Raw genomic sequence first — 18,863 nt, 5'->3', positions numbered from 1 at the left:
AAATGGGTTTTTTTATTGCCAAAAATAAGGGGGGAGAAATGTCTGAAACAACAGGTCAAGCAATTGCAGAAGCAAGCTCAGCAATTACCTCAGTATCAGCAAAAACAGCGGTTGGTGGGTCACTAGCTGGCTTATCAGGAAAGTTTTTCGGCTTAGATCCAGTCACAGCACTTGGTTTAATGATTGCCATAGCTGGTCTATTTGTCAGTTTAATGAGTTTTTTAATCAACTGGTACTACAAGCGGCAAGAAAACAAGCGTGCAGACGAGCTACATCAAATTGCACTTAAAAAAGCAAATGGAGAGTGCTATGTCAGCAAAGAATAAAGTTCTCGTCTCAAGCATAACAGCATCAGTTTTATTTTTCGCAGGGGTAAAGATGAAAGAGGGATATACCGCATATCCCGTTATCCCTGTTCCTGGTGATGTACCCACACAAGGGCATGGTGCCACCATGAAACCCGATGGTAGTAAGGTCAAAATGACTGATCCACCAATCACACGAGCAACAGCAGATCAATGGTTGCGTCATGATGTATCTAAACGTGAAGTTGCGTTTAAAAAATCTTTAACCGGAGTGAAATTATCCCAAACTGAATATGACAGCTATTTAGATTTTTCATATCAGTTTGGTACCACGGCTTGGTCCACATCTTCAATGCTACGTAACTTAAAACAGGGCAATTACAAACAAGCCTGTAATTCATTGCTGAAATGGAAGTACGTTGCGAAACGTGATTGCTCCATCCGATCCAATGGTTGTTATGGGGTATGGACCAGACAAGTTGAACGTCACTCAAAATGCCTAGGAGTAAATTAATGCCAATCATTCAAGTCTTATGGAAATTTAAAACATGGATCGCAATAGCGGTCTTTTTTGTTTTATGGGTATCGCAAATTGCATACACCAACCATTTAAGCGGAAAACTCAAAGCAGTTGATGCCAAGTGTAAAGCCACTATTCAGGCGATGGAACAAAAGCATATTAAGGCATTAGCAGCCAAACAAAATCAAATCAATCAAGTGAGTGCAGACTATGAACAAGTCAAATCAGAACAACGCGTCAAAGTCGAAACAGTTACACGTGAAGTGCAAAAGATCATTGAGCGTCCTGTGTATCTCAACCATTGTTTTGATGATGATGGGGTGCAACTCGTCAACTCACTTATCACCCGTGATTCCAGCTAATTTAATGCAGCCAGCAGCTAGGTTGCAGAAATTGGAGTCAGGGCAGGGTAAATCTGTATTACCTTGGGCAGTGGATACTGTGGCTAAATATAATGAGTGTTCAGCTCAGGTTGATGCATGGATAGAGGTTGGAAAAGCCCTCCGGTGAGGGCTTTTTACTCTTTTTTGATTTACTTATCTAAAAGTTTTTTATAATGAATAACTGCATCTCGAAGATTATAAAATTTATCATATATGTCCGATATACTATATCTTTCAATATTTGCGTACTTACTCCCTAAATAATGATCTAGTTCGCCACTTATATAAAAAGCTAACTTAAGGTCATCATCATATAAAGTTGAGCAATTATTTAATCTTTTGATATTTTGTGCTTTTAATTCAAACATCTTTAACTTTGCTTGTATTTGTAGAAAGACGTTCGTGTGTAAGTCTTGTTGTGGGAATACATCATGTTGATCAGAGAGCATTTTGAGTTGAAAATATTTTGATCTAATACTATTTATCAAATTATTCATTTTATTGAAATTTAAGGGAATAAAATCAACTTTAATTTCCTCATTTTCCAAAATACTTTTTAAAAATTTATACATATTCTGATTATTACGCAAGCTATCGAATTCTTCTGTTAAAACTCCTATATCACTCAACATATTTGCAAGAATGGTAATTTGAGAATTATAAGTTGCTTGTTTTTTCCAGTCAGCCACAAGGTAAGCTGCAATAATGGCCGCACCTAATGTAGCAAAACCTCCAAAAAAACTAGATACAGTTGACAGGCTATTTTTTACAGCCTCTATATCCCCCCAATGAAAATATAGAATGCCAAAAATACTAAATGCCAAAATTATAGAAATAATGGTGGCTACTAGAATGCTAAATATAATGGCACCTTTATTCATTAATCAATTGTCCCCAACACTGGAATCATTCTAGGCCCAGCCATTCTTGCTTTACTCACAATTTCGACCAACTCATCGTATGTCAGATTGAATGAATCTTCGCTGTCAAAAATATAAACAACATTTTTATCTTTTAGTTCATCTGGCGTTTCAGGAATAAAACGAGCAGGGATTAATTGCTGTGTTAATTTTTCATCAGTTAATCTTGGAATATTTTTAATATTACCATCGAATTTTTGCATAATTCATAGTTCACAAAAGTATTGAACCAACTTGCACAAATGCGCAATTTGGTTTTTTGGGCGTATAAAATTAGATATCTCTACCTGATTTTTTCTCAATAAATTATCTCATAATAGCCTCAATAGCTATATTGGCGGGCTTACTATCCATAAACCTTAAAAATCTTTTTCTCTATCTAAAGTAATTCCATTGTTTCTTAATTCATTTGACATTTCATATATAGCCCAAGTAATAGATTGATTAGGATCTGTTATGTTTGGGTGATGAAACTCTTTAACAAAACCATAAAAGTGATCTAAGCGAAACTTCTCCATAGAGGAAATATTCAAAATCTTTTCAATTAGGTTAAAAATCTCTTTTAAATTTAAAAAATTATCAGTATCACGATTAATTGGATGAGCGGAATATTTGTTCCTATAATATTTCACTTCTTTGGTATAATATTTTTTTATAAAAATTTCAAATCTCTCTAAGGATAGAGGAGAATACTTTTTAAGCAATTGCCTCATATCGGAATGTCCTATGGCCTCTGATAGCCTACATATATTAATAATTGCAGTTTGAAAACTTATTTTTGCCATAGTCTTAATTACTTGAGGATTTCCTTTAGAGATTTTTACTGAAAATTCCCCCCTCATATCAAAGAATTTTGGTGCTTCGAGTTCTACATGCTCACTAAGCGTGGCCTCAACAATTTGTATGAGTCCGTAAACCGACTGCATTTCCTGTGAAATATCATGTAAATAGAAATATAAATATGATAACTTTTGGCTAACTTCTTTGGATGGGGTGGTGCTCATGTTTTAACTCCAGCTTCCTTTAAAATCCATTCTTCAATTTTCGTGTGATGTAATCTAAGTAGATCGACAGGTCTATCTTTATAATGCTTTTCTGCTGTAGCGCTTGGCTTATGTCCCATAATCTGTGCTACCACCCCAGTTGGAATTTCAAGCCATTCAGCTAAATTACTAAATGATCTGCGCAGGTCGTGGATTGTAAATTTTGGTAGACCTCTTTCTTCAAGTGCAGCGTAATAGCTATTTCGAATATCTGTGATATGTCCTGATTTAGACTGCTCACTCCAAAATATGAAATCAGAATCAGGATGTTTGGGTAGCTGCCGAAGTAATTTTTCAACATACGGAGTCATGGGTATAATGCGATCTTCCTGTTCAACCTTATCCCAGATACTTATGGTTTTCCACTTGAAGTCTAATTGTGAGTAGGTAAGTGAACGCATTGATTCAGAACGCGGACCACAAAGAATACTAATTTGTAAAAAAGTCTTGTGCATAATATTTTGAATATCAGTCACAGCTAAGAACCAATCTTTTAGCTGATTACGTTGCACTGAGTTTTTAACTGGCTTCAATACTGGTACAGCACGACGAACACGTTTGGCTTGATGTACTTTTACATCTATCAGATTCATATAGGTGTCATGCTCTTGACACCAATTAATGCAAGATCGTGCAATACGAAAACCAAGCGCAGCACGTCCCGGTCTTGTCTCAGCTTCTTTAGTTTGCCAATCAATTAATGTATCCGACGTTATTTTCACAAGTGGCACATCAAGCAGGGATGTAAGCACACCTGGTATTGTTAAACCTTTGCCCCTTATTTTTTTTTCACCACCTCGATGAGATAAGTCAACATGGTCTCGAAAGTGGCGATCTGACCACAAATGTTTGTTTGCATTTACATACTCATCAAATACATCACCAAAAGTTATTTTTTCATTTTGTTTGGATTGGTGGTGTTCATCATTTTTTTGATCTTGTTCAGCTTTGTTGCGCCTTGGATCGATCCCTTGATCACAAAGTTGCTGCAGTCGTCTTGATTCTTTGCGAGCATCATCCAGAGACCAGACATTTACATCACCGATAGTTATGCGTAAACTTTTACCTGAAACACGCCCTTGAAAAATGTAAGAGCGGTTTTCATTTTGGGTGACACGAACAGAAAGACCAGATGTGTCCAAATCCCAATAGAAAATTTGATTTTTACCCTTTTCAGGTTTTTCGAGTTTTATGACTTTATTAGTTGTAAATTTCAGCTTCATTTGCTTACATCGGTACGGTGTAAGCACTATGTAAGCAAATTAGATCAATGTTGGTCAACACCTATAAATATATTAAAAACCTAAGATGATGATTTCGAATGATAAATATATAATAGATCAACATTGGTAAATGTTAGTAAATACGTAAAATTCAGGACTCATAATCCGTTGGTCGACAGTTCAAGTCTGTCTGGGCCCACCATATTTTTCAAGGACTTACAGTAATTGTAAGTCCTTTTTAATTTCAGGCTGTGGCACATTTGTGCCATAAAGTATGGAACTTACGACTTCAGCATGTCTGCTTAAATTTGCTGGAGCTAAGTGAGCATACCTTCTGACCATCTCAGAACTTTGCCAACCACCCATCTCCTGAAGATCATATAAAGGTGTGCCATTTTGAACCAACCAGCTCGCCCAAGTATGTCTTAGATCATGCCAACGAAAGTTGGCTATTCCAGCTCGTTCTAAAGCTTTCCGCCAAGCTCGCGTATTTATATTTCCAATAGGCTTTTTCCGATATGTAAAAACATATTCTGGATGATTCCCAAGCTGAGTTTTAAGCAAAGTAACGACATGTTCACTTAATGAAACATGGATATCTTCTTTGCCTTTTGCTTGATCACCGTAAATCCATGCCGTTTTTCGCTTTAAATCAACTTGCTGCCAAGTAAGATTTAAAATATTGGCTTGTCTTAGTCCAGTTGAAAGAGCAAATACCGTTACTATTTTCTGATGGGGAGGTAGCTCATCAAGTAAAATCTTAACTTGCTCAGCTGTAATCCATCTAACACGGCGTTTGATTTCTTTATACATTCTTACTTTCGGTGCTTTATCAATCCATTCCCATTCGTTACAAGCTTTATTAAGGATTGCTCGAATTAAGGCAAGGTATCGATTTGCAGTTGCAGCACTCGATTCTCGTTTTTTAACTTCACCTATCGAAATAATTTCATCGCGAGAAATGTCCATTAGGATTTTCCCACGAAGAAACTGCTGTAACCAAGTCAATTTACTGACATCATCTTGGTGGGTATTCTTATGCTGAGTTTCATCCAACCAACGTATACCAGCTTGATCCCAAGTATAGGTCGGTCTATCACCTAGCTTTTGTACTCGCCAAAATTCAGCTTTTAATCGATCATGGAATTCTTGCGCTTCGACTTTATTTTCCGTTGCAGTAGTACGTCTAATTCGCTTACCGCTTGGTGTGGTGAAGTCGACCCACCATATGTTGTTGCGTTTGATAAGTGACATTGTTTTAACTCCATTGGTAAAGTCACTTGCAACGCTTGCCTAGAACTAGGATAAAACGAGCGTAAATATTCAGCAAGATCATCTTCGATAAAAACCCATGATTTTGCAGGTTTTGCTGCTGGAATTTGTCCAAGCTTTGCTCTCCTACGTAATTCTTCAGGATGCATGCGAAGAAACTGAGCTGCTTCAAGTAGACTGAGCGTTAGCATGTGCTTCACCTCTTTTTATAGTTCGAGCTGATGCTGAGCTTCAGGGCTTAATGCATAATCTAGACTTGTGTCTTTTTGTCTTGATCGTTCCATTTTCGTTTCAAGCTGTGTTTCAATTTCACCTGAGCAATAGAAATGGGTTTGTTCTCTTGCACGACTAGCAGCAACATAACTCCACTCACGATCCATCATTGAGTCTGAACTGAGTACAAAAGCTTGGTCAACGGTCATTCCTTGTGCTTTATGCACAGATAGGGCATAAGCATGATCAATTGCACCATACCCAGATTTTATGTTTTCATCATCGGTTAAACTGAATTCAACAAAGCGACCATTTTGGCGTTCAACTTGAAATTGCCAGTGACCATCTTGATTGATATGAATCTCTTTCAGTATCCCGACATCACCATTGGTGATCCCCAACCTGCGTTGGTTTTTGCAAAATAGGATTTGATCACCCACTGCAAATTCACGAGAAGCACGTACATCATTTAGACTGGTTTCAACTTCACAACTTACGCCCAATTGTCCTGATTTATGCATTTTTAAACGTGCTGCTTGATTAAGCTGATACAAATCCTTACGTGTTCCTGCAAGAATCAAAGTAGATATAGATGGTTGTTCTTTTTTTACTTGCCACCAGTCTTCGATTAGATTTTGTATGGCCATTTCTTGGGTGGGTTGAGTATGCAAATATCCTTTCTTTCGCATAGAATCTAGTGCTTGCTGACTTTGACCTGTGGCGAGCTGCATCACAATTTTTCTGTCTTCTAGCGTTTTTTGCCTCTGAATATTTTGTAGAGATGCATACCCAAGATTCTGTGCAAGCAAACGAAAAGCCCCACCTGCATCAACTGGCTGTAGCTGTTGATGATCACCGACCAGAACGACTTTCGCATGGGCTTGTTCAGCATAATGAAGAACTTGTGATAATTGCTTAGAGCCGATCATCCCCGCTTCATCAATCACCAATACGGTTTTATCATTCAAAACCATTTTTTCTGCATCTAACTGATAAATTAATGAATGCAACGTTTGTGACGGAATTAATGTAGACTCTTGCAAGCCTTGAGCTGCTTTTGCGGCTAGAGCTACACCTCTAACATCGAAACCTTTCTGTTCCCAAGCTATATGTGCAACTCCGAGTAGGAAGCCTTTCCCTGTGCCAGCCATACCTTGTATGAGTTTGACACCACCAGATTCCATCGTGATATGCTCAAATGCCCGTTGTTGTTCTACCGTCAGCTTTGATTGTTCTATTAAGGTTGGACTAACCTGAATTTGATGCATAGTTTCATGTTGCCGATTTCTAGCCTGATCTAGTAATTTCTGTTCTAAAATCAATTGTGTCTGCGTGGTAAAACGCAACTCGTTTTGATCAAGACCTCGATCTAGCTTGGGATTAATAGATTGTAATCGTACTAATTCAGGATGCTGCAATATGTCATTAACATATTGATTCACACCATCAGCATTCAAATAACCTTGAGCAGCTACAGCAATTGTATGATGCAATTGCTGTGGTGTAAAAGTTGACATTTGTTGATGCAATTCGTTAAATATTTCCATTGGACTAAGTAACGAATGCTCTGTTGATTGAAAATTTTGGCATTGCTGCACCAAATCAAGTTGATAGCCCAATTGCATGGCTTCACTTTGCCACTGTGCAAATAGTTGAGAGCGTGAAATTTCACCTGTTTTGTTTTCACGAGTTGCAAAGGTAGCAATCTGCATACCTTGTGCACTAATAGCACCGTATTTTTCTGCTTGCTCTACGATTGCTTGGCGTCGTTTAGAAAAAGCATCACATAGTTTCTGTGGTATTCCATTGATTGAGAATGACTTTTTAACATCTTGTTCAATCTGAAAGCCAAGGTGTTGTAATTCATATGCTAATTCAGCACGATAAACTGCACCTGTTGCCAATTTCCAACGAGAATCAAAGTCTATTGCACATGCTGAACCATCTGTACGTAGACCTAAATTTGCGACTATTGCATGTGTGTGTAGCTGCGGATCTTGTGATCGACTTGTACTATGCTCATAAGCAGCAGCAATTACTTGATGAATAGAGCCAGCCATTTCATTACGATCACGGCTACTAAATGCTTGTTTTTCAAGGAATCTAACTCCTGCTTCAACTGCCTTTTTTTGTGCTGCCTGTATGGCTGTACGAGTTTCTTGATCAGCTAATGCCCATGAAACACTCACGCTTTTGGGGGCAGAAAATGTCATATCCCAACCGCCTTTATGGTCAACTCCAGCGTGAAGTAGGGTGATAGCCTTGCAACATTTTTCCTAATTCACCATTTTTTACTTCACCAGCAAGATACATTGCTGATTTAAGTGCCCCCACCCAGTAACCCGATGGTTCACCGCCCAATTCATAGTAGTCTTCTGTTGCCAAACTTTCGTAATACAATGCTGCTTGTGAGCTATTTGAGATGGATTTAAAACTCATCATGACTCATCTCCACGCTTATCAGACTTTTTAATTAGGCGTTTTTTTCCTGTGTTTACGGAAGCCTGCACAACGTGATCTGACACATCTGCAACAGGGATATGATCAATCCATTCAGCGAGTTCTATACCTTCACGGACTTTGGGGAATTTTGTAATCGGCCATGTTAGGCGCAGTACAGCATTCCAACCTGTTACCGTTATCCAACCGTGGATGCCACTTTGCAGTGTAGGTTGTGGTAATTGTGAAATTTCAGAAGGTGCAACCAATCGTTGTGACTGGGTGAGTGGAATTCTTTTGCCGTTTACATCAAAATCTTCAGTAAAAATTTCACGATCACCTATTAATTTTGATGCAAAATCGGCTCCTGTACCTGCACCGATACTTAAAATTATTTTTGTTTGCATCATACTAATCAGCGAATTAACTTCATGTTGACCATAATTATCTACAAGTAAATCAAAGTCTTGTATGCCTAACCAAATACAAGCACCTTTAGATCTCCCTAATGCAGCAAGATTTTTCAATTGTTCGATATATGGAATTTGTGCAATCTCATCAAGAATAAAATGGATACGACGTGTAGATGAATCTGTAAATGTTGGCGAAAGAATCAACTTGCTCAGTATATTTAAAACTGCACAAGTATAGGCGTCACTAATAGTTGGAAATGCTTTACTCACTTGCAATAGTAAAATTGGCTTTTCTTCAGATTCATCACTGATCCATTTTCTTAAGCTTAATCCACCACTTGATGATGGCCATGCTTGAGCAAGTTGACGCAAAAATGAAAGATTAGCAATTAAGTTAAAATAAACGCTATCGCTAGATTTACTACCTTCTTTGAAAATCCCAAGACCAATTCGGAAAAAGCGTTGGAATTCATTAATCGTATGTTCGAGAGACCATTCTAAACATTCAGCTAAATGCTTCCATCCCCAGTTCATGCCATATTTTTGTTGTAGACAAACAATAAAACCAATTAATGCAACGCGGCTTGCATCGCTAAAAACCGCATTATCACCTTTAACTTCTTTGATTAAAGATTGTGCAATAAGCCCAGCGTCTAATTCTGTTCGTATATCTTGTCCGATATCCCAAGCTATACAACGGGCATCCCATGGGGCAATTATAATTGACTGATTTTCATCAAAAAGTTCGGTGAAGTCGCCTTTATTGTCCAGAAGAACGACCTTTCCGTGAGGTTGATGTTCTAAAACATCTAATAATGCTGGCTTCAAGGTCTGAGTTTTACCTGCATTTGGCGCCCCCCAATACACTAACCCTCTAGCTTCTACACCAATAGGCAAACGAAATTGCGGATGAATTAATAAACCTTTGTTTAAATCAGTAGCTTGCTGTTTTTTATTTATTGCCTTAGCTTGTTTTTTTGCATAATTCACCGCATCAGAACTAGATAACAACGTAGCTCCTCTTGCATGATGCTGATCCACTGGTTTTGCACAGAGATAACCTAAATAAACAGAAATTGGTACAGACATTAAAAATGGCAGATAAAAATGCCACATGAACATTGTTTTGTAACCGTAGACATTAAGTAAATAAGAAATATCTAGCCATGATTGAGTTTGGATACCGAATGTAGATAACGTACACCCCAATAAGGCTTTTGATAACGACGGCCAATCTGTCCACACGATGTCCCGTGTCATCGGCACTTGTACATGCCATGAGAGAAACTCAAGTGCTACAGACGTAGCCAAGAAAGTAATGCCTGTAATTACCGCGCCTTCCTCAAGTCGCCATTCTGGCTTTTTATTTAGAGCATTTGTCATGTTTAGTTTCCTTCAACATCGAATTCAGAAAGTTTGTTGATAATTTGATTTTGACCTTGGCGTAACAATTTCATTTGAGTTTCAATTGCTACAAGTTTTTCTAATAACAGATCCTTGTGACTCGATTGGCTAGTAGCCAGAATATGGCGAACCACATCAGCTACAGTTATTGCTTCACGTTCAGCTTGTCTCTCAAGAGAAATTGCAAGCGCAAGCGGTACTCGGACCGCAATTGGTTTAGTTTTCACTTGTCTCTCCAAGGAGTAACCGTGTAACAGCCCATAAGGCGTTGATTTGGAATGTGAACTGTGTAGAATGGTTACAGCCAAAGCCATGAATTTCGGTGCATTTCGCCAAAGTTGGCGTCAGGTGTATGTCTAATCTCAAATCAATTTCATTTGGGTTCTTGAGAGTTTTATTCATAAGTACTCATCTAGTTAAAAAGATGAGTTGAGATTATTTTTAATTTTTTTTTAGCTCTATGCGATTTTTCGGAAAATTGCATTTCCAAGTTATAAAGGGATGAATAAGTGGCGTTTGATCAATATTCTGATGTTTTTTTAGACGGTATTTTAGATGGAGATGCTCGTCTAGCTGATTGTGAAGCCGAGTTTTTAAAGCTTAAAAATTTGATAGAAAATAATAAAGTTACTGTGGCTAAACAAGGTACGAAAGCTTTCGGAAAGTTAAATATTTTGCCTTTATTCTGTGAAATATTTTCCGAAAAATTTATTTATTATCTTGAGCAATTTCCGATGATTAGAAAAGATTTATATGATTTAGGAGTGACAGGAAATCTAACAGAAATGCTTACTGATAAGTTTATGTGTTTCGATTTTTCCGAACTGATTTATAAAACTTATAAACTTCATTCATTAAAATTAGATCAAGATGTATGGTTGACTAAAAATATAGGAAATACGCGACAATTTAGAAAAGCCGTTGAGTTTTTACATTTCATATATGAAATTACTCATTTTTTTTCGAAGGGTCAGCTACTAGATAAGAAAGATGATGAGCATCATAGAGTTCATACTCGCCGACCTAAAATTGATTGGTGTGCATTTTGTTTTAGGAGAGTTGAATCAATTGGTGAACAAAGACCTCTACAAACTATAGCTATTATGCATGAGCAAAGATTTCCTGAAGATAAATTAAGGAAAACAAAACAATTGTTATGTAAAAAGCATGAGTCTAGACCAGCGAATGATAGTATCTATCGGAATGCACGAACAAAAGCTAAAAAATTATCTAAGGAAGATCGTGCATATATAGATCAAATCCATTCTGAAAGACGCTTGTATGAAGTCTTAAATTTTAATAAACCATTTGACAATGAAATGACTACTAGACATTGGGAAGCTACTAAGTCGAGGTGGCTTGGATATCTCCTTGAACTTTGTCCGTATGCCTATATTTCTGATATTAAGAGTTGGGATGACTTTACAGCTAGATTCCATTTACTACTTGATAATGAGCAGGAAGACACTCAAGTGCCGTTATTTATTGAAGATATTTATATGGAAGCAAAAATATGGATTGAACTTGAAAAAAATCATTATAAGAATGATAAAAGGAGAAAAAGCCTTTAACTTTTATCACATGTTTCAATTATCTTAATTAGCTATGATAATCATGAATTTATAGCGTTATATATTTATTGAAGGAAGATCAGAATGAGTCTGGACTCAAAAAAGCAAAGCAATCCATTTTCAACAGGTGGAGGTGGTGTAAATTTTGAAACTAGAGTTCAAGCATCATTTGCTATCGCACTACTTACTCAATCTTGTGTTCCATGTTTGTCTCAAAATATGAGGCCTCAAGAACTAAAATTCCAAAATAAATATGATGGTTCGAATACTGATGATTTTGTTTTAGTCGCATCAGATAAATTGGGTAATAAAAGTAAATTATATGCTCAAATAAAACATGAAATAACAATAAGTGGCTCTATTGGAAGTGATGAAAATAGTTCTATTTTTTCAGATGTTATAAAGAGTGCATGGGAAGATTTCCAGAAGGATTCTTTTGATAAAAAAAATGATGCGATTGCTTTAATCACAGGACCACTTCCTAAGTTAGATATAGCCAATACGCTTCCACTCTTAGAATGGGCTAGGTATTCATCAAGTGCATCAGACTTTATTAAGAAATCAAATACTACAGGATTTACTAGTGCAGCAAAGCTAAAAAAGTTAGAGGCTTTAAGAAAGCAGTTAGATCATGCTAATGGTGGTCAGGCAATAACTGACGAACAGTTTTGGGAATTTCTTCGAGTTTTTTATCTAGTTTCTTTTGATTTAGATGCTAAACATTCGGTAGTTGCTCACTTATTATGTTCACTTATTCAATGTCATTCTAATGAATCACCGGAACTTATATTATCTAAAGTCATTATGTGTGTTCAGGAATATAACCAGAATGCAGGAACACTAACGCTTGAAAATATTCCTCAGTTGGTTAGAGATTTATTTCAAGTTAATATTAAAGTTAATTTTGAAATGGATTTTCTTAAACTGCAAGAGCGTGGACGTCACATTTATGATGGTATTTCAAATAAAATCCAAGGCTTTCATGTTAGTAGAGATGATTATTTACTAGAAATTTCAGTAGCTTTTGATACAAGTGATTTCGTATTTGTAACAGGATCTAGAGGTTCTGGGAAATCAGGTATAGTAAAAGATTTTATTTCAAGCAAAGGTAAGGATGTCCCAGTTTTTTATCTTAGAGCTGAAGACTTAGACCGAACTCATCTTAATGATGTTTTCTCATCTATCGGTATGAATTCAACCTTAGGTCAAATTGAGGGATATTTTTCTTTACTTCCTAAGAAAATTCTAGTTATTGAGTCTATTGAAAAAATTTTAGAACTTGACCATCAAGAAGCATTTATTGATTTACTTCAGTTTATCCGTCAACAGGAAGGATGGACCATCATTGCGACAGGACGTGATTACGCGTTTCAACTGCTTTGTTTTAACTTTTTGCAACAAAATCAGATCAATTTTACCAGTGTAAACATTGAAGGTTTTTCTGAGGAACAAATGCAACTAGTTTGTGAACATATTCCTGAGCTTAAAACATTAATATCAAATGATGCATTAGTAGAGATTCTTCGGATACCATTTTTTATTGATATTGCTGTTCGTGCGATAAGTAACGGCGCACAATTTCAAACAGGTGATACTGAAATTGATTTTAGAAAGAATGTTTGGTCTTCAGTTATTGCTAAAGATCAAGACCGGAAATATGGGATGCCGCTCAAACGTAGAAAAACATTTATTGATATTGCGACACAACGAGCAAAAAAAATGGTGTTTGGTATTTCCGCAGATCAATTTGATCCAGAAGTAATATCCAAACTTGAAGAAGATAACTTAATTTATCGAGATCCAAATAATTCAACAATCAGCTTACCCCATGATGTACTAGAGGATTGGGCATTAGAGGAATTTATTGAAGAGAAATATCAATATAACATAGACAATTTGGATGGATTTTTATCTGCTATAGGGAATGAACCTGCTATCAGTAGAGCTTTTAGATTGTGGTTATACCGTCGATTGCAATTTGATGAATCTAGTTACGAGTTTGTTGAGAATCTATTAATCACTGATAATATTGAAAGTTTCTGGAAAGATGAAACTATTGCAGCGATTTTACAGCATAATTCTCCAGATATATTTTTACAATCGATGAAAGACAATCTTCTTAAGAATGATTGTGCTTTATTGATTCGTTTTTGTTTTATTTTAAGAATTACCTGTCAAAAACCAAATTCTAGTTTTGTAGATTTACTCACATTAGATAAGAAATCTGGAATACTCCAGACGTTATTTTTAGTACCTTATGGTAAAGGATGGGGAGCTCTATTTAATTTTATTTATGAAGTTAGAAATGAGTTAAGCAAATCTATCCATAATCATATTATTGAATTAATGAATGAATGGTGCAGTGTTATAAACATTGACGATGATCTCCCGACAGAATCTAGAATCGTTGGTTTATTGTCTCTTTGGTTGTTAGAGCCTTTAAAGGATGATTACCAAAATAAAAGTGGTAGGAAAAAAATCATTAGTGTTTTACTAAAAGTATCTCCAACAATAGAAGCAGAATTTGATCAGTTGATGGTACAAGATGTATTTATATCTAAAGTTAATCCTAGACGATTGAGTTACGTAGATCAGTTAACAAATCTAACTTTAGTTGGAATACATGTACCAATGTTATGTAAGTTCCGCCCAGATTTTATAATGAAATTAGCAATGCATGAATGGGTGCTTGAGCAAAAAAGAACAGATAATTGGCCGAGATATGAAAGAATTAGTGGTGATGAGCGATACGGACTAGATGAAAATCGTGATTTTTTCGCACCGAGTAGTGCAAAAGGACCATTTCAGTATTTATTACAGTACCACCCTAAAAAAGCACTAGATTTTATTCTTGAACTCTGTAATTTTACAACAGAAAAGTATATTGAATATCTTAGAAAAGAAGGCCATGAAATATATTTAGAAAAATTAGTTCTAGATGATGGAACATCTATAGATCAATTTGTTTCTACAGAGTTTTGGTCGGGATATAGAGGGCATTCAAATATACCTTATGTGTTGCAATGTGCTCTCATGGCTTTAGAAAATTGGCTAATAAGTTATGTAGAACATAGCGGAGAAAACAATCAGATAGACTGGATTTATAATTATTTATTAAAAAATAGTAAATCAGTCTTAATCACTGCAATACTGGCCTCTGTTGCTATAGGGTTTTCAGATAAAGTAAGGAAGTCTGTATTTCCTATATTAAGTATTGCAGAGTTCTATCTAATTGATATAAGTAGATTTGTTCATGAAGCTGGAGAAAATCAACTTCATTGGTTTAATGCTTATAATAATGATGTGATGACAGATATATATATTGAGGAACGAAAAAAATCAGCTCTTAGACCTTGGAGAAAAGAAACTCTAGAGACATTATTAAATAAGCTTCAGTTTTCTGATCTTAGAGAAGACGTACTTCCAATTGTAGACAATTTAAAAAAGCAGGCATCTACAAGTGATGATACCTACGTTAGGTATCTGGCGAATAGAATAGATACAAGAGAATGGCAAGTTATTGAGGATAAAGAGAATAATCGGATTTTATTTCAGAATGCCTCGGAACTACCCGAGGACTTAAAACAAGATCAACAAACATTCATTGAACAGCATGATTTTGACAACGCTATAATTGGATTGAATTTATGGGCGAGAGAATTATTTGAAAAGAAACAATTCAAAAAAGAATATTTTTCTTCATATGAAGCTGGATTAGAAGCTGCAAAGCAATTATTGACTGATTTACAAAGTAATCCAGTATCAAACTATTTAGAATTAGCAGTCGAAGCCATAAAAACTGTAGCAGTTGTTTGTATTCGAGATAATATTCAAGATCTATCTTCGGTTGATATCGAATGGTGCTTGGAGATTATTGTAAGTTCAGTTATAGAATCCCCCGATAATCTAGAAGTGGAATTTCGATATAATCAATCTCATTTCGGCAATGGTGCATGCGCATACATTCTACCTAAGTTATTTGAATTAAAGTTAGAGCCCGAAATCTCAAATAATCTGAAATTTGCTTTAGCTACTGCTTTAACACATGGCAACCATAATATTGGTGCTTTAACTGCTAAAGGAGTAAGAGATTACCTATGGTCAATAGATGAAGAATTGGCAGAAAATTGTTTAAATGGTGTAATTGAGTACGCTAAATTTCGAATTCAAGAACAAGAAAGCAGTAGGTTTTATTATTTAAAAGATAAGGAGCGAGAAGTAGCTCAGAAAAAATGGGAGATAAAGTTAAGACAATTTCGCCAGCAATTGCTCGAAGGAACATTTAGTTTTTCTGTAGATGATATTAGTTTAGAAAATCATGCATCATGGTTGCTACATATACCCATGTTAATGATTCCTATGAATCCAAAAAATTCTAAGCAAGGTGATTTAATTTTAAAATTAGTTAATTTTATTTTTGATTCTGAATATAGGGATTACCATTCTCGTAATGAAGATAAAATGAATCATGAAATAAAATGGCAAATTCAATCTTGTTTTACTGAACAGCTAATACATTCGAAAATAAACGGTTTTGTACTATTCAAAGATTTAATTATTTCTGGATGTTTGAAGGCCCCAAGTATTATTTATTCAGTGAAATTATCATTTGACGTTGCTGCAGAGAAAGAAAATGATTTTGATGCTATATGGTCATTATGGAAAATAATAGAGCCAGAACTACATAAGATTGCCATAAATGATGTTAATGATCCTTATCAAGGTCTTCAGAATGACTTGAATAAATTACTACGGGGGGAGTTGTATGCTGATACTCCATGGCAAGGGCATGAAAGTGAAAGAAAATGTATGGAAAAAGGTGTTGAGCATTTACTAGAGTTTGCTAAGCAATCTTCAAATAACAGTCATGTTTTTATGGCTTTATCTTCGCTGATATATCATTTTTATGATTTGTTTTTTGATAAAGGTATTCAAATTCTAGCGGAAAAATTCAGAGCTAATTCAGGGTTAATTACAAAGCAAGTTAATACTGCTTTCTATTTGGAAATGTCTATTGCAAGATATTTGCAAGTAGAAAATCGAGGAATACTTAGTCGTAAGATGTATCAGATCTGTCTCGTGCTCTTGACTGGGCTTGTAGAAACAGGTTCTGCACGAGCCTACTACCTTCGAGAACATCTGGTTCGTTCTAGGAAGATTACTGCTTAAAACTTAGTTCTTTCTAGACTGTTTAAACTGAATTGGGGGGATCTGTTCATGCTATGCAGATTTAAACGTAGTATAACCTATAAGCCTAAATCGTAATTTGATGCATAAATTTCAATTTTCATTCATAAAAAACCTCTTTTCATGCGGTTTTTTTATGAATGAATCATAGGAAATATAAGATGGATTCAAGGATTAATCAGAATCAATATTCAATCTAATACATTCAATATTATTATAATTTTTATCTTTCAATTTACGAACAATCAATTCAAAAAAATTATCACTTGCTTTGCTGGGTATATAAATTTTTTTTACAAAATTATTAATAGGAATATTTACAACAAAACCTGTTTTTGACCTAGGAGAAAATGAGCTTTCTAATGCTATACCATTGTTTCTATAGTATTGACCTAAACTAGGGTTTGTAGCTTTTTGATGTCTAAAGCTTGCAACAATATTTTCATCAAAATTTAGTAGTTCAAGTAAAGTAGGGTTAAATAAACCTAAGTCTTTTAAATCTAATGACAATCTATATTCTTTTTCATGAGTAAATTTTTTCTCTTTAGTGAATATATTATCTCTCTCTATATATTTATCAATCACATATGAAACTTTCTTCATTGCATTGCCTATAGGGAAATGTAAATCTATGGCATTACCTAAGCTAATTGTATCAGTAACAATTAAAGCACAGTTTGGATTATCCTGATATTTTGCATACTCATTCCACATCTCTATAGAAGTTTTTCGATCTTGGAACCAGCTTTGAATAAAAATAAAATTTTTATTTAAATCATGAAGTTCTTTTGCTTTTTTCTTTGAAAGCTCTTCAAAATCATTGTATGGCATATGCCCATATGCTTTAACAATTTCAGGATATAATGCTTTGACTATATCTTGCTCTAGTTTTCCAAAATATTCACCATCTCCTTCAGTAGGATCCAAAGGGAAATTATTTATTCTATTAAAATACAATCCATTATCATCAATAAATTTACATAACTTATCTTCATCTAAATATCTTTGAATTTCATATTCATTAAACACTTTATATAGCCTCTATAATTAAATTTTAGGTAAAACAAGAAGGATTAATCTATAAGATAGAAATAAAATCAATTTTCAGAAGTTTTCAATTCTTCATATTTATATTTTAAATATGAGAGTGTACATGCCCTAAACATTATTTTTGCTTCATCTAATGTCATTATATTCCCAGAATTAGGTTTTAAAGATTCAAACTTTAACCCATGTCTTGCATCAATCTGTAATAAGCTAAAATTATTGGCGGGATTAGTAAATTTTGTTCTTTCAGCTTTAGTGTATGTAATTGACCAGCCCTTATCGTGATGTTTTTCAATCGTTTCTAAGGTTTCCATAATTTTATATAAAATAGCCCAAGTCAGAGGCATAGAAAAATATTTTAATAGCAAATATAACCCAATATTTTCCTGTTTTTGAGCTAAATACATCGAGCTATTTACCAAATTTTCTTGGGCATTTAATTTGTATTGTTGAAATTCGTGCGGTGTTAACTTAAATTTTAGGGTATCCCCAAGCTCTTGGTACAGGCCAAAATAGAACTCAGCTTCATCCATGTACAATTCTTGTCTTGTTTTAGAATTAACCACCTTTTGTAGTTCAATAACCTTTTGCTTTTCTTCATTTAGAATGGTGTAAAATCCTCTTAAAAGGCTTACTAACTCTATCCCAATATCTAAAGCCTTTTTCAAGTCAGAGATATTATTACAGTGCACTGAATAAAATCGATGATCATCAGATGGACAATCATGAAGAGATGGTTCTGTGTAAATTGAAATATCATTTATGTCCCATCCACCCATGTTCCAGCTTGCAAAAAATTGATTTTCAGGTAAATAAAAATCGAACATTGTGTTAGAAGTTACAGGCCTATACATTCTGATTATTTCACTAAAATTAATAATAAATTTAATGAATTATAATTTAATTAAGCATAAACGTCAGCT

At 35.0% G+C, this 18,863-nt stretch carries 18 protein-coding genes; 6 read left to right on the top strand and 12 right to left on the bottom strand.

All coding sequences use genetic code 11. From position 1 onward, the window contains the following. Positions 1-38 precede the first annotated feature (38 nt). From B9T27_RS08870 to B9T27_RS08855, 4 genes are read left to right on the top strand one after another with little or no spacing between them, the layout of a single operon-like run. Entirely contained in the window at positions 39-326 is a 288-nt protein-coding gene (locus B9T27_RS08870) for a holin (protein WP_086206588.1), read from the top strand. Next, the gene (locus tag B9T27_RS08865; protein ID WP_086206469.1) at positions 310-819 is read left to right on the top strand and encodes a glycoside hydrolase family protein; all 510 of its coding nucleotides are present in this window, start codon (positions 310-312) and stop codon (positions 817-819) included. The genes B9T27_RS08870 and B9T27_RS08865 overlap by 17 nt, the downstream gene beginning before the upstream one ends. After that, entirely contained in the window at positions 819-1,187 is a 369-nt protein-coding gene (locus B9T27_RS08860; RefSeq protein ID WP_086206468.1) for a hypothetical protein, read from the top strand. The genes B9T27_RS08865 and B9T27_RS08860 overlap by 1 nt, the downstream gene beginning before the upstream one ends. Positions 1,188-1,191: 4 nt before the next feature. Then, the gene (locus B9T27_RS08855) at positions 1,192-1,335 is read left to right on the top strand and encodes a hypothetical protein (protein WP_322853573.1); all 144 of its coding nucleotides are present in this window, start codon (positions 1,192-1,194) and stop codon (positions 1,333-1,335) included. Positions 1,336-1,357: 22 nt separating this feature from the next. Here the strand turns inward: B9T27_RS08855 and B9T27_RS08850 are convergent, their stop codons facing one another. The 10 genes from B9T27_RS08850 to B9T27_RS08810 form a co-directional block, all read right to left on the bottom strand. Further along, entirely contained in the window at positions 1,358-2,089 is a 732-nt protein-coding gene (locus B9T27_RS08850) for a hypothetical protein (RefSeq protein WP_086206466.1), read from the bottom strand. After that, the gene (locus B9T27_RS08845; RefSeq protein WP_086206465.1) at positions 2,089-2,331 is read right to left on the bottom strand and encodes a hypothetical protein; all 243 of its coding nucleotides are present in this window, start codon (positions 2,329-2,331) and stop codon (positions 2,089-2,091) included. The genes B9T27_RS08850 and B9T27_RS08845 overlap by 1 nt, the downstream gene beginning before the upstream one ends. A 156-nt stretch (positions 2,332-2,487) precedes the next feature. After that, the gene (locus B9T27_RS08840; protein WP_086206464.1) at positions 2,488-3,132 is read right to left on the bottom strand and encodes an integron-associated HEPN domain-containing protein; all 645 of its coding nucleotides are present in this window, start codon (positions 3,130-3,132) and stop codon (positions 2,488-2,490) included. Further along, a complete protein-coding gene (locus B9T27_RS08835; protein WP_086206463.1) occupies positions 3,129-4,394 on the bottom strand; it encodes a tyrosine-type recombinase/integrase in 1,266 nt (421 codons plus the stop codon). Before B9T27_RS08835 ends, B9T27_RS08840 begins: the two co-directional genes overlap by 4 nt. Before the next feature lie 216 nt (positions 4,395-4,610). Next, positions 4,611-5,639 (bottom strand): tyrosine-type recombinase/integrase, encoded by a 1,029-nt coding sequence (locus tag B9T27_RS08830; protein WP_228146195.1) that lies wholly within the window; start codon positions 5,637-5,639, stop codon positions 4,611-4,613. Further along, on the bottom strand, positions 5,525-5,857 hold the full coding sequence (locus tag B9T27_RS15050) for a helix-turn-helix domain-containing protein (protein ID WP_228146185.1): 333 nt from the start codon (positions 5,855-5,857) through the stop codon (positions 5,525-5,527). Before B9T27_RS15050 ends, B9T27_RS08830 begins: the two co-directional genes overlap by 115 nt. Positions 5,858-5,872: 15 nt before the next feature. Further along, on the bottom strand, positions 5,873-8,137 hold the full coding sequence (gene mobF / locus B9T27_RS15040) for a MobF family relaxase (protein WP_265733420.1): 2,265 nt from the start codon (positions 8,135-8,137) through the stop codon (positions 5,873-5,875). Further along, entirely contained in the window at positions 8,112-8,321 is a 210-nt protein-coding gene (locus B9T27_RS15130; protein ID WP_086206460.1) for a relaxase domain-containing protein, read from the bottom strand. The genes mobF and B9T27_RS15130 overlap by 26 nt, the downstream gene beginning before the upstream one ends. Further along, positions 8,318-10,114 (bottom strand): type IV secretion system DNA-binding domain-containing protein, encoded by a 1,797-nt coding sequence (locus tag B9T27_RS08815; protein ID WP_086206459.1) that lies wholly within the window; start codon positions 10,112-10,114, stop codon positions 8,318-8,320. Before B9T27_RS08815 ends, B9T27_RS15130 begins: the two co-directional genes overlap by 4 nt. 2 nt (positions 10,115-10,116) lie before the next feature. Continuing rightward, positions 10,117-10,362 carry a hypothetical protein gene (locus B9T27_RS08810; protein WP_086206458.1) on the bottom strand — a complete coding sequence of 82 codons (246 nt, stop codon included), beginning with the start codon at positions 10,360-10,362 and terminating at the stop codon, positions 10,117-10,119. Positions 10,363-10,644: 282 nt separating this feature from the next. On the opposite strand from B9T27_RS08810, the gene B9T27_RS08800 reads away from it, so the two are divergent. Further along, the gene (locus tag B9T27_RS08800; RefSeq protein ID WP_086206456.1) at positions 10,645-11,706 is read left to right on the top strand and encodes a hypothetical protein; all 1,062 of its coding nucleotides are present in this window, start codon (positions 10,645-10,647) and stop codon (positions 11,704-11,706) included. An 84-nt stretch (positions 11,707-11,790) separates the two neighbouring features. Then, positions 11,791-16,875 (top strand): hypothetical protein, encoded by a 5,085-nt coding sequence (locus tag B9T27_RS08795; RefSeq protein ID WP_086206455.1) that lies wholly within the window; start codon positions 11,791-11,793, stop codon positions 16,873-16,875. 192 nt (positions 16,876-17,067) lie between these two features. Here B9T27_RS08795 and B9T27_RS08790 read toward each other — a convergent pair whose 3' ends face one another. Next, positions 17,068-17,922: a hypothetical protein gene (locus tag B9T27_RS08790; protein WP_086206454.1), complete on the bottom strand. Its 855-nt coding sequence runs from the start codon at positions 17,920-17,922 to the stop codon at positions 17,068-17,070. 68 nt (positions 17,923-17,990) lie between these two features. Continuing rightward, entirely contained in the window at positions 17,991-18,794 is an 804-nt protein-coding gene (locus B9T27_RS08785) for a hypothetical protein (protein ID WP_086206453.1), read from the bottom strand. Positions 18,795-18,863 lie beyond the last annotated feature (69 nt).

Source organism: Acinetobacter sp. ANC 4648, assembly GCF_002135345.1.
In the GTDB taxonomy this organism is placed as follows: domain Bacteria; phylum Pseudomonadota; class Gammaproteobacteria; order Pseudomonadales; family Moraxellaceae; genus Acinetobacter.
Note: the sequence above shows the minus strand (reverse complement) of the source record. Positions and strands in the feature narration are given on the sequence as shown.